The following is a 12,188-nucleotide window of genomic DNA, read 5'->3' as shown; positions in this document are numbered from 1 at the left end:
GCTACGGTCCCCCCGGCACATCCCAGGGCCTCCCCACCTACGGCGCTCCCGGCTACGCCCCGCCCAACGCCCCCGGCGGTTACGCCCAACCCGGTCCCGGTCCCGGTCCCGGTCCCGGCCCCGGCGCTCCCGGCGGATACGGCTATCCCGGCTACCCGCAGGGCTACGGCTGGCCCGGTATGCCGATGGCCCCGCAGAACAACATGGGCACCGCGGCGATGGTGCTGGGCATCCTGTCGTGCTGCCTGTTCTGCTTCTACGGTGTCGTCTCGCTGGGCCTCGGTATCACCGCGATCATCCTCGGCATCAAGGGCAAGAAGCGGGCCGACCGGGGCGAGGCCACGAACCGGGGTCAGGCCCAGGCCGGGCTGATCACGGGGATCATCGGGACCGCCCTCGGTGTCATCACGATCACCTTCATGATCATCTTCATCGCGTTCGCCGTACGACACGGCGACGGCACCGACACCACGGACTCCGACCCCTTCTACAACTCGGCGCCCAGCCTGACGGCACCCTTCCTGCCCCAGGCCTGACGAGCCCGACCCACCCGAGGGCTCGACCCACCCGAGGCCCTACTCACCCCAGGGTCGGACCCACCTCGGGGTCCGACCCGCCGTACAACATGTCGTCGCCCCGGCCCTTGGGGCCGCCCGACTCACCCCACCCGCAACCGCTCCCGCGCCGCCATCAACGCGAACCCCAGCAGATTCGGCCCCCGCCACCGCTCGGGATCCTCCGCCGCCGCGTCGTCCGCGGCCAGCCCGATCCCCCACACCCGGTCCACCGGGCTCGCCTCCACCAGCACCCGCTCCCCGGTGCCCAGCAGAAACGCCCGCAGCTCCGCGTCCGCCGCGAACTTGTGGACGCTCCCCTCGACGACGATCCCGAACCGCTCCCGTGCCCAGATCTCCTCGTCGAAGCCCCGCACCAGCCGTCCCGCCTTCTTCGCCACGGACGGATGACCGGCGGCCAGCACCCGCGCGAGCGCCTCCGCATCGCCGAACAGCCGCGCCTTGCCCGCCATCATCCAGTGCTCGGCGGTCGCATACGTCACCCCGTCCACCGTGAACGGCGAGGGCCACCACTGGCTCAGACAGCTCGCGTCCACCCGTCCGTCCGGGCGTGGCCGATGGCCCCAGAAGTGCAGATACTTGATCCTGACCCCCGCGCGCACTTCCCTGATCAGGGCTTCCTGCGAGTCGATCGCTCCGGCGAGCTTCCCCGTGATCCTGTCCATACACGCGAGTCTTGCAGGCACCACTGACACTCCGTCCCCCCTTTTCCGTACGGACTCGACACCTGGTCGAAGGATTCCGTCGCGTAACCAAAAGGCAACAACGGAATCACTTGTTGGAGTCCCTTTGCTCTGTCAGGATCGGCATTCAAATCGAGCTGGAGCTACGCCACCCGCCAGCGGACGAAGCGGGGCGAAGGCGGAGGAGAGCGACATGCACCACCCGGGCAGCGAGACCCCGGAACGATTCCCCGCACAGGAGTTCTTCGCGGACGGCGCGCAGTTCATCGCGGGCCGCCTGACCAAGGGCACCTCCGGCCGCACCCACGCGGTCGTCGACCCGGCCACCGGCGAGGACGTGTACACGTACGAGCTGGCCGGCACGGCGGACGTGGACGCGGCCGTGGCCGCCGCCCGCGCCGCCTTCCCGGGCTGGTCGGGCGCCACGCCCGGCGAGCGTTCCGACGCGCTGCACCGCTTCGCCGCCGTGCTCGCCGAGCGCGCGGACGACCTCGCCCGCGCCGAGTCCCTCCAGTGCGGCAAGCCCCTCAAGCTGACCCGCGAGTTCGACATCCCCGGCACCATCGACAACACGGCCTTCTTCGCCGGTGCCGCACGGCACCTCCAGGGGCAGTCCGCCGGTGAGTACTCGGGCGACCACACGTCGTACGTACGCCGTGAACCCATCGGTGTCGTCGGCTCCATCGCGCCCTGGAACTATCCCCTCCAGATGGCCGCCTGGAAGATCCTCCCGGCGATCGCCGCGGGCAACACGATCGTCCTGAAGCCCGCCGAGCTGACCCCGCTCACTTCGCTGATGTTCGCGCAGGCCGCCACCGAGGCCGGCATCCCGGACGGTGTCATCAACATCATCACGGGGACCGGCAAGGAGGCCGGTGAGCATCTCGTCGGTCACCCGGACGTGGCCATGACGTCCTTCACCGGCTCCACCGCCGTAGGCAAGCGCGTCGCCGAGATCGCCACCGCCACCGTCAAGCGCATCCACCTGGAGCTGGGCGGCAAGGCGCCCTTCGTGGTCTTCGACGACGCCGATCTCGAAGCCGCCGTCAACGGAGCCGTCGCCGGTTCGCTCATCAACACCGGGCAGGACTGCACGGCCGCCACGCGCGCGTACGTGCAAAGGCCCCTCTACGAAGCGTTCGTCCAGAAGACCGCAGCCCTCATGGCGGACGTCCGGGTCGGCGATCCCTTCGCCCCGGGCACCGACCTCGGGCCGCTGATCTCACACGTCCAGCGCGACCGCGTCGCCGGCTTCGTCGACCGGGCGCGTGGCTACGCGCGCGTGGTGACCGGCGGCGAGGCTCCTCAGGGAGATCTCAAGAACGGCGCGTACTATCGCCCCACCCTGGTCGCGGACGCCGCCCAGGACAGCGAGATCGTGCAGTCCGAGCTGTTCGGACCGGTGCTCGTCGTCCTGCCCTTCGACACCGACGACGAAGGCATCGCGCTCGCCAACGACACCCCGTACGGCCTCGCCGCCTCCGCCTGGAGCCGCGACGTCTACCGGGCGAACCGCGCGACCCGCGAGATCAAGGCGGGCTGCGTGTGGATCAACGACCACATCCCGATCATCAGCGAGATGCCCCACGGCGGCTACAAGGCGTCCGGCTTCGGCAAGGACATGTCCGCCTACTCGTTCGAGGAATACACCCAGATCAAGCACGTCATGTTCGACAACACCGCGGTCGCCAGGAAGGACTGGCACCGCACGATCTTCGGGGACCGATAGCAGAACTGACGGCCGCCGAAGCCGCGGCCGTCTCCTCCCGAAAGGGCAGCACGCGCATGAAGCAGTACGAGCCCGACCGCCTGACCCCGGCCGAAGTGGCCGCCGCGCGGCGCAGCTTCCGCAAGAGCCGGTCCGCCATGACCCGCCGTTCGGTGCTGCGCGCCTCCGCGGGCGGCGCGCTCGCGGTCGGCGGACTCGGGGCCCTGAGCGGCTGCGGGATCCCCGCGGCAGGCAAGACGCAGGGCGGCGTGTCCGCCGACGACCACTCGGCCACGGAGAAGGAGATCGACTTCTCGAACTGGCCCGAGTACATCGACACGGACGACAGCGGCAAGCACCGCCCGACCCTGGACGCGTTCACCAAGCGGACCGGCATCAAGGTCAAGTACACCGAGGACATCAACGACAACGACGAGTTCTTCGGCAAGATCCAGCCGCAGCTCGCCGCCGGCCAGTCCACCGGCCGCGACCTGATCGTCCTCACCGACTGGCTGGCCGCCCGCATGATCCGCCTGGGCTACGTCCAGAAACTGGACGCGTCCAACCTTCCGCACGCCTACGCCAACCTCTCGGACCAGTTCCGCAGCCCCGACTGGGACCCGGGCCGGGCGTACTCGTACGTATGGCAGGGCATCTCGACCGTCATCGCCTACAACAAGAAGGCGCTCGACGGCGTCGAGGTGAAGTCGATCTCCGACCTGCTCGACAACCCCAAGCTCAAGGGCCGCGTCGGCTTCCTCACGGAGATGCGCGACAGCGTCGGCATGACCATGCTCGACATGGGCAAGGACCCGGCGAAGTTCACCACCGACGACTACGACGCGGTCATCGCCCGCCTCCAGAAGGCCGTCGACAAGGGCCAGATCCGCCGCTTCACCGGCAACGACTACACGTCCGACCTCACCAAGGGCGACTTCGCCGCGTGCGTCGCCTGGGGCGGCGACATCGTCCAGCTCCAGTCGGACAACCCGGACGTCGGCTACGTCATCCCCGAAGCCGGCTACATGACGTCGACCGACAACCTGCTGATCCCCAACAAGGCGCGCCACAAGACGAACGCCGAGCGGCTGATCGACTACTACTACGAGCCCGAGCCGGCCGCCGAACTCGCCGCCTACGTCAACTACGTCAGCCCGGTCGCCGACGTGAAGCCGTATCTCGCCAAGCTCGACAAGTCCGCGGCGAGCAACCCGCTGATCCTTCCCGACAAGGCCATGGCGGCCAAGTCCCACGCCTTCCGCTCCCTGAGCTCGAAGGAAGAGACGGCCTACCAGCAGAAGTTCGCAAAGCTCACAGGGGCGTGACGACGATGAACACCAAGGACACCAGCGGCGACGTCCGCCTCTCCGGTATCAGCAAGACCTACGACAACGGCTTCACGGCCGTCCAGCCGCTCGACCTGACCGTGCCCCAGGGCTCCTTCTTCGCCCTGCTCGGCGCCTCCGGCTGCGGCAAGACCACGACCCTGCGCATGATCGCGGGCCTGGAGGAACCTTCCTCCGGAACCGTGTTCCTCGGCGACCAGGAAGTCACCAACCTCCCGCCCTACAAGCGGCCGGTGAACACCGTCTTCCAGTCGTACGCCCTCTTCCCGCACCTCGACATCTTCGAGAACGTCGCCTTCGGTCTGCGCCGGCGCGGCATCAAGTCGGTGAAGCAGCAGGTCGTCGACATGCTCGACCTGGTCCAACTCGGCGAGCAGGCACGGAAGAAGCCGCACCAGCTCTCCGGCGGCCAGCAGCAGCGCGTCGCCGTGGCCCGCGCCCTGATCAACCACCCCAAGGTGCTCCTCCTCGACGAGCCCCTCGGCGCCCTCGACCTCAAGCTGCGCCGCCAGATGCAGCTGGAGCTCAAGCGCATCCAGACCGAGGTCGGCATCACGTTCATCCACGTCACCCACGACCAGGAGGAGGCCATGACCATGGCCGACACGGTCGCCGTGATGAACGCGGGCCAGGTCGAGCAACTCGGCTCGCCCAGCGACCTCTACGAGAACCCGAACACCACCTTCGTCGCCAACTTCCTCGGCACCTCCAACCTCATCGAGGCCGAGGTCGACTCCAAGAGTGGCGACGAGATCATCCTCAAGGCGGGCGGCGGCAAGCTCGTCCTCCCCGAGGCGCGATGTTCCGCGCCCACCACGACCGGCGGCAAGGTCCTGGTCGGCGTACGACCGGAGAAGATCACGCTCACACACGCGGACGACGCGGGCGAGATCCCGGCCGGCCGCAACCGCATCACCGGCAAGATCGCCGACTCCAGCTTCATCGGCGTCTCCACCCAGTACGTCATCGACAGCCCGGTCTGCCCCGAGTTCGAGGTCTACGCCCAGAACATCGACCGCGACGCCCGGCTGCGGCCCGGCGCCGACGTCGTCCTGCACTGGAACCCGGCCCACACCTTCGGCCTCGACGCGGCGCAGGACATCGACGCCGGCGTCGACATCGAGGAGGAGGCCGCCTGATGGCCGCTGTCACCGAGGCGCCGCCCCTGGCGCCCGCGCCACAGGAGAAGCCGCCGCGCAAGAAGCGGGGCCGCTGGACGCCGTACTGGCTGCTGCTGCCCGGCATTCTCTGGCTGATCGTCTTCTTCGCGCTGCCGATGATCTACCAGGGCTCCACGTCGATCCAGACGGGCTCCCTGGAGGACGGCTACAAGGTCACCTGGCACTTCGCCACCTACTGGGACGCGCTGTCCGAGTACTGGCCGCAGTTCCTGCGCTCGGTCTTCTACGCCGCCGCCGCGACCATCCTCTGTCTGCTGCTCGGCTACCCGCTGGCGTACCTCATCGCCTTCCGCGCGGGACGCTGGCGGAACCTGATCATGATCCTGGTGATCGCGCCCTTCTTCACCAGCTTCCTGATCCGCACGCTCGCCTGGAAGACGATCCTCGCGGACAGCGGCCCGGTCGTCGGCGCCCTCAACACCCTGCACGTCCTGGACGTCACCAACTGGCTCGGCTGGACCTCGGGCGACCGCGTCCTGGCCACGCCACTCGCGGTCGTCTGCGGACTGACGTACAACTTCCTGCCGTTCATGGTGCTTCCGCTCTACACCTCGCTGGAACGCATCGACGGACGGCTGCACGAGGCGGCCGGCGATCTGTACGCCAAGCCGTTCACCACCTTCCGCAAGGTCACCTTCCCGCTGTCGATGCCCGGCGTCGTCTCCGGCACCCTGCTGACCTTCATCCCGGCGGCCGGTGACTACGTCAACGCCGAACTCCTCGGCTCCACCGACACCCGCATGATCGGAAACGTCATCCAGACGCAGTTCCTGCGCATTCTGGACTATCCGACGGCGGCGGCTCTTTCCTTCATCCTCATGGCCGCCATTCTCGCCATGGTGACCATCTACATTCGCAAGTCCGGGACGGAGGATCTGGTTTAAATGGCCGTCGTACGCTGGTTCAAACGCCATCTCGTCGTCATCGCGGGCCTGGTGACCCTCGGATATCTCCTGCTCCCGAACGTCATCGTCACGGTGTTCTCCTTCAACAAGCCGAAGGGGCGCTTCAATTACGAGTGGCAGCAGTTCTCGCTGGACGCCTGGAAGCAGCCGTGCGGTGTCGCCGACATGTGCGGATCGCTGAGCATCAGCCTCCAGATCGCCGTCTGGGCGACCATCGGCGCCACCGTCCTCGGCACGATGATCGCCTTCGCGCTGGTCCGCTACCGCTTCCGCGCACGCGGCGCGATCAACTCGCTGATCTTCCTGCCGATGGCGATGCCCGAGGTCGTCATGGCGGCCTCGCTGCTCACCCTGTTCCTCAACATGGGCGCCCAACTGGGCTTCTACACCATCCTGATCGCCCACATCATGTTCTGCCTCAGCTTCGTCGTCACCGCCGTCAAGGCCCGAGTGATGTCGATGGACCCGCGCCTGGAACAGGCCGCCCAGGACCTCTACGCCGGCCCGGCGCAGACCTTCCTGCGCGTCACCCTCCCCATCGCGGCCCCCGGAATCGCGGCAGGCGCGCTGCTTTCCTTCGCGCTCTCCTTCGACGATTTCATCATCACCAATTTCAACGCGGGTTCGACCGTCACCTTCCCCATGTTCGTCTGGGGTTCGGCACAGCGCGGGACACCCGTTCAGATCAATGTCATCGGTACGGCCATGTTCCTCGTCGCCGTATTGTTGGTGCTCGTTTCCATGGCGATCACCAACCGCCGCAACAAGGTGAAGGCATAACCGCTAGCGCCCTGTAGGGAGTTGAAATCATGGCCCCAAGCGCCATGAGCCGTAACACCAATTGGACGAAGTCCCTCTCCGAAGCCCGGCCGGTCCCGTACTGGCTGGACGACCCCGGCAAGCCCCACCCCGAGCCCGCGCTCACCGGCACCGAGACCTGCGATCTGCTGGTCGTCGGCGGCGGTTACAGCGGACTGTGGACCGCGCTCATCGCGAAAGAGCGCGACCCGCAGCGGGATGTCGTCCTGCTGGAAGGCCGCGAGGTGGGCTGGGCCGCCTCGGGCCGCAACGGCGGCTTCTGCGCCGCCTCCCTCACCCACGGCCTGTCCAACGGCCTCACCCGCTGGCCCGACGAGATCCACACACTGGAGGAGCTGGGCGCCCGCAACCTCGACGAGATCGAGAGCGCGGTCGCCCGCTACTCCCTGGACTGCGAGTTCGAGCGCACCGGCGAGATCGACGTCGCCACCGAACCGCACCATGCCGAGGAACTCCACGACTGGCACGCCGAGTTGAAGAGCAAGGGCCTCGCCGACGGCACCGAGTTCCTGGACGCGGAAGCGGTCCGCGAACAGGTCGACTCGCCGACCTTCCTGGCCGGCCTGTACGACAGCCGGGGCGTCGCGATGCTCAACCCGGCAAAGCTGGCCTGGGGGTTGAAGCGCGCCTGCCTCCAACTCGGCGTCCGCATCTACGAACACACCCCCGCCCTCGCCCTCAAGCCGTACGGCGCCGGCATGGCCGTACGCACGTCCTACGGCTCGGTCCGCGCCCGCCGGGTCGCGCTCGGCACCAACATCTTCCCGAACCTGGTCAAGCGCGTCCGCTCGTACACCGTCCCGGTCTACGACTACGCGCTGATGACCGAGCCGCTCTCCGCCGACCAGTTGGCGTCGATCGGCTGGAAGAACCGCCAGGGTCTCGGCGATTCGGCGAACCAGTTCCACTACTTCCGCCTCTCCGCCGACAACCGCATCCTGTGGGGCGGCTACGACGCGATCTATCCGTACGGCGGCCGGGTGCGCGCCGAGTACGACGACCGCCCGGAGACGTACGCGAAGCTCGCCGAGCACTTCTTCACGTGCTTCCCGCAGTTGGAGGGCCTCAACTTCAGCCACGCGTGGGGCGGCGCGATCGACACCTGCTCGCGCTTCTCGGCGTTCTTCGGCACCGCCCACCGGGGCAAGGTGGCGTACGCGGCGGGCTTCACCGGACTCGGCGTGGGCGCCACCCGCTTCGGCGCGGACGTGATGCTGGACCTGCTCGCGGGGGAGCGGACCGAGCGCACGGAACTGGAGATGGTCCGCAAGAAGCCGCTGCCCTTCCCGCCCGAGCCCTTCGCCTGGACCGGCATCGCGCTCACCAAGTGGTCGCTGGCGCACGCGGATTCACACGGCGGCCGACGCAACCTGTGGCTGAAGACGATGGACAAGCTGGGCCTCGGCTTCGACAGCTGAGCCCGGCCCACGGGATGTGATCCGGTTCACTCCTTCGGGGTGCCGGAACCCGCGTAATGCCACGTGAAGACCTCCCTCTCTCCTGTGACGCGACCAGCGTCGACATGAGAAAGGGAGGTCTCCTCATGACTGGGGCGAAGACGGCCGTCGAGTGGCTGGCATCCGTGGCTCCGGATCCGGAGGCCTGCCGCTGGGAATGGGAGCGCAACCCCCAGGGGATCGCGCTGCTGCCCGCCGGCAAGGCCTGGGACGTACTCATCCTGCCGGGTGAGCTCGGTTATCCCACGCTCGATGTGCTCACCCGGGTCATCGATCAACTGGGCCCGGTACTCGTCGACTTCGGCGACGCACGCATGGGCTTCCTGGTACCGCCCGGCACCGCGACCCGCTGGCTGGGCACCGGTATCCGTACGGCCGGACTCGGCACCTGGATCGTCGTGCCGTACCCCGGCCGGTCCACCGGCGGGGTCCGCTGGCTGGTACCGCCGGACGGCTCCGGCACCCTCACCGATCCCGCGCTCCTCGAACTCGCCATGCACGAGGCGGCGGCGGGGCTGGCGACGGAGGAGGAGCAGTGATGGACGGGTAGCCGGCAGATGTCTTGGCGACGCATGTCCCGGCAGCGCATGTCCTGGCAACGCATGTCTTGACAGCGGCAATTGGTCTGGACCAAATTGAGCGCGCTCCACCCCTCCAATTCCCCCATGCCCGGAGGCACTTGTGGATCGCTCCAGACCTGTCCTTGCCGTGTTCGTGACCGCGGCCCTGGCCGTGTCCGGTATCACCGCGCTCTCGTCGGCCGCCCGTGCGGCCGACGCGGACCTGGCGAAGAACGGAGGCTTCGAAGCGGGCCTCGACAGTTGGTCCTGCTCCGCGAACAGCGGTACGACGGTCAAGTCGCCCGTGCACGGCGGCAGTTCGGCGTTGCAGGCGACCCCGGCCGGCAACGACTACGCCCAGTGCGCGCAGACGGTGACCGTGAAACCGAACGCGCAGTACTCGCTCGCCGGTTACGTCCGCGGCAGCTACGTCTACCTCGGCGCGAGCGGCACCGGCACCACCGATGTCTCGACCTGGACCCAATCGGCCCCCGACTGGCAGCGGTTGACGACGAGCTTCACCACTGGCCCGTCCACCACCAAGGTCACGATCTACACGCACGGCTGGTACGCCACCGGCGCCTACTACGCCGACGACATCTCCCTCACCGGCCCGGCGGTCGACCCGGGCCAGCCGCCAACCACCCCCACAGGCCTCGCCGTTGGCTCGGTCACCTCCTCCTCCGTCGCCCTCTCCTGGTCCGCCGTCACCGGCGCGACGAGCTACGCGATCTACCGCGACGGGGTGAAAGTCCAGACGGCGAGCGGCACTTCGGCCACCGTGAGCGGTCTGTCGGCCGCGACGGCGTACAGCTTCCAGGTCACGGCGGTCAACGACGCGGGCGAGTCCGCGAAGTCGACGGCGGTCACCGCGACGACGTCCACCGGCTCGGGTCCCGGCACCGGACTGCCGACCCACGCCCCGGTCGGCTATCTGCACGCGAGCTTCGCCAACGGCTCCGGCTACACGCGCCTGACCGACGTGCCCGACAGCTGGGACGTCATCGACCTGGCCTTCGGCGAACCGACCTCCGCCACCTCGGGCGACATCCGGTTCAACCGCTGCCCGGATGGGGGCCCCTCCCGCTCGAGCGAAGCCGAGAGTGGGGGAGAGTGCGCGAACGTCGAGAGCGACGCTGACTTCAAGGCCGCGATCAAGGCCAAACAGGCAGCGGGCAAGAAGGTGTTGATCTCCATAGGCGGCGCCAACGGCCAGGTCCAACTGACCACCACGGCGGCGAGGGACACCTTCGTCTCATCCGTCTCGAACATCATCGACACCTACGGCCTCGACGGCCTGGACATCGACTTCGAGGGCCACTCGCTGTCGCTCGACGCGAGCGACACGAACTTCAAGAGCCCCACAACTCCCGTGGTGGTCAACCTGATTGCCGCCCTGAAGACCCTGAAGGCCAAGTACGGGGCGAAGTTCGTGCTGAGCATGGCGCCCGAGACCTTCTTCGTGCAGATGGGCTACCAGTTCTACGGCACCGGCAAGTGGGGCGGCCAGGACCCGAGGTGCGGGGCGTATCTGCCCGTCATCTACGCCCTGCGCGACGACCTGACCCTGCTGCACGTCCAGGACTACAACTCGGGCCCGATCATGGGACTCGACGGCCAGTACCACACCATGGGCGGCGCCGACTTCCACATCGCGATGACCGACATGCTGCTCACCGGCTTCCCGGTCGCGGGCGACACGACCAACGTGTTCCCGGCCCTGCGCCCAGACCAGATCGCCATCGGCATGCCGGCGTCGGTCAACGCGGGCAACGGTTACGTGGCTCCCGCCGAGGTCACGAAAACCCTGGACTGCCTGACGAAGAAGGTGAGTTGCGGCGCGTACACGACCCACGGCACCTGGCCGACCCTGCGCGGCCTGATGACCTGGTCGATCAACTGGGACCGCTACTCGAACTGGGAGTTCCAGAAGACGTTCGACGGCTACTTCGGCTGAGGCTCGCTTCGGTCGTGGCTCGCGCTTCGGTCCCGGCCGAGGAACAGCCGTAGCGACGCGAGCAGCACGGTCCCGAGGCACCAACTGGCCATCACGTCCAGTGGCCAGTGGTAGCCCCGCCGGACCAGCCCGAAGCTGACGCACGCGACGAGGAGGACGCAGATCGCGACGGCTCCGCGGCGGGCGTACGACGTGCGGAGCCAAGGGAGGAGAACCAGGGTCGAGGCGCCGTACGCGATCATCGCGGTGGCCGTGTGGCCGGAGGGGTAGTAGCCGGTGCCGGGTGGGACCGCCGGGGTGCCGCCGCGGGCGATCAGTTCCTTCACGGGGACGACCAGTGCCGGGACCAGGGCCATCAGCACGGCCGCCGCGAGGGGTGGCAGCCACCAGCGGTCCGTACCACTGGCACGGGCGCGGTGGCCGACGTAGACGAGGACTACGGCGAGGACGGGTACCGCGACCTGGAAGTTGCCGAGGTCGGAGAGGAGTTCGGAGAAGCGGTCCGGGTGGACGAGGGCGCGGCTGAGGCGGGTGTCCAGGCGGAGGAGGGGGCCGTCGGCGGCGACCTGCCAGGTGATCAGCGCGAAGAGGAGCGCGGGAAGGGCGAGAAACAGCCACTGGAAGGAGGTCGGCCGACCTGGAACAGGGGGGGTAGTTCCAGGCCGGCCGTCCGGATCGGCGGGTCGGCCGCCCCGGGGGGTTTGGGGCGGGCGACTGTCCGATCGGTGAGGAGATTCGGAGCCAGAGGCTCCTGTTGTGTGCGCGAGGGCACGACCAGGTCGAAGCTGGGGAGGCCCCGGCCTGGCGTCGCCCACAGTCCCCTGTGGGCGGGGTGTATCTCTCATCTGGGTAGAACCTACGGCAGTGGCTGCTGGTGCGACAGGCGGAATCGCGTCCCGCCATGCACCCCGCACACCTTCTTCACACGGCCTGACGCCCACAGCCCCAGCCCTTTCATCCACCGTGATTCACAGGCTGGGGCTGTGGGCGTCAGGCC

General features: G+C 68.3%; 11 protein-coding genes. 9 read left to right on the top strand and 2 right to left on the bottom strand.

All coding sequences use genetic code 11. From position 1 onward, the window contains the following. On the top strand, positions 1 to 536 hold a 536-nt coding region (locus JHN63_RS41665), incomplete at its 5' end, for a DUF4190 domain-containing protein (protein WP_200690332.1). Positions 537 to 658: 122 nt separating this feature from the next. Here the strand turns inward: JHN63_RS41665 and JHN63_RS41660 are convergent. Next, the gene (locus tag JHN63_RS41660; protein ID WP_200690331.1) at positions 659 to 1,240 is read right to left on the bottom strand and encodes an NADAR family protein; all 582 of its coding nucleotides are present in this window, start codon (positions 1,238 to 1,240) and stop codon (positions 659 to 661) included. Between the two features lie 211 nt (positions 1,241 to 1,451). Between JHN63_RS41660 and JHN63_RS41655 the strand changes: the two genes are divergently transcribed. The 8 genes from JHN63_RS41655 (at position 1,452) to JHN63_RS41620 (ending at position 11,191) form a co-directional block, all read left to right on the top strand. Further along, a complete protein-coding gene (locus tag JHN63_RS41655; protein ID WP_200690330.1) occupies positions 1,452 to 2,987 on the top strand; it encodes a gamma-aminobutyraldehyde dehydrogenase in 1,536 nt (511 codons plus the stop codon). A gap of 56 nt (positions 2,988 to 3,043) precedes the next feature. Continuing rightward, the gene (locus JHN63_RS41650) at positions 3,044 to 4,291 is read left to right on the top strand and encodes a PotD/PotF family extracellular solute-binding protein (protein ID WP_200690329.1); all 1,248 of its coding nucleotides are present in this window, start codon (positions 3,044 to 3,046) and stop codon (positions 4,289 to 4,291) included. Between the two features lie 5 nt (positions 4,292 to 4,296). After that, positions 4,297 to 5,451 (top strand): ABC transporter ATP-binding protein, encoded by a 1,155-nt coding sequence (locus tag JHN63_RS41645; protein WP_200690328.1) that lies wholly within the window; start codon positions 4,297 to 4,299, stop codon positions 5,449 to 5,451. Continuing rightward, positions 5,451 to 6,377: an ABC transporter permease gene (locus JHN63_RS41640; RefSeq protein ID WP_200690327.1), complete on the top strand. Its 927-nt coding sequence runs from the start codon at positions 5,451 to 5,453 to the stop codon at positions 6,375 to 6,377. Before JHN63_RS41645 ends, JHN63_RS41640 begins: the two co-directional genes overlap by 1 nt. Then, a complete protein-coding gene (locus tag JHN63_RS41635) occupies positions 6,378 to 7,178 on the top strand; it encodes an ABC transporter permease (RefSeq protein WP_200690326.1) in 801 nt (266 codons plus the stop codon). Positions 7,179 to 7,207: 29 nt separating this feature from the next. Continuing rightward, on the top strand, positions 7,208 to 8,635 hold the full coding sequence (locus tag JHN63_RS41630) for an FAD-binding oxidoreductase (RefSeq protein WP_200690325.1): 1,428 nt from the start codon (positions 7,208 to 7,210) through the stop codon (positions 8,633 to 8,635). 125 nt (positions 8,636 to 8,760) lie between these two features. Continuing rightward, the gene (locus JHN63_RS41625) at positions 8,761 to 9,213 is read left to right on the top strand and encodes a hypothetical protein (protein WP_200690324.1); all 453 of its coding nucleotides are present in this window, start codon (positions 8,761 to 8,763) and stop codon (positions 9,211 to 9,213) included. 142 nt (positions 9,214 to 9,355) lie between these two features. After that, positions 9,356 to 11,191: a chitinase gene (locus tag JHN63_RS41620; RefSeq protein WP_200690323.1), complete on the top strand. Its 1,836-nt coding sequence runs from the start codon at positions 9,356 to 9,358 to the stop codon at positions 11,189 to 11,191. Here JHN63_RS41620 and JHN63_RS41615 read toward each other — a convergent pair. Continuing rightward, positions 11,179 to 12,036, bottom strand: coding sequence for a phosphatase PAP2 family protein (locus JHN63_RS41615; protein WP_234478473.1), 858 nt, complete (start codon positions 12,034 to 12,036; stop codon positions 11,179 to 11,181). The genes JHN63_RS41620 and JHN63_RS41615 overlap by 13 nt on opposite strands. Positions 12,037 to 12,188: the final 152 nt, after the last annotated feature.

Source organism: Streptomyces sp. MBT65, from assembly GCF_016612545.1.
Taxonomy (GTDB): Bacteria; Actinomycetota; Actinomycetes; order Streptomycetales; family Streptomycetaceae; genus Streptomyces.
Note: the sequence above shows the minus strand (reverse complement) of the source record. Positions and strands in the feature narration are given on the sequence as shown.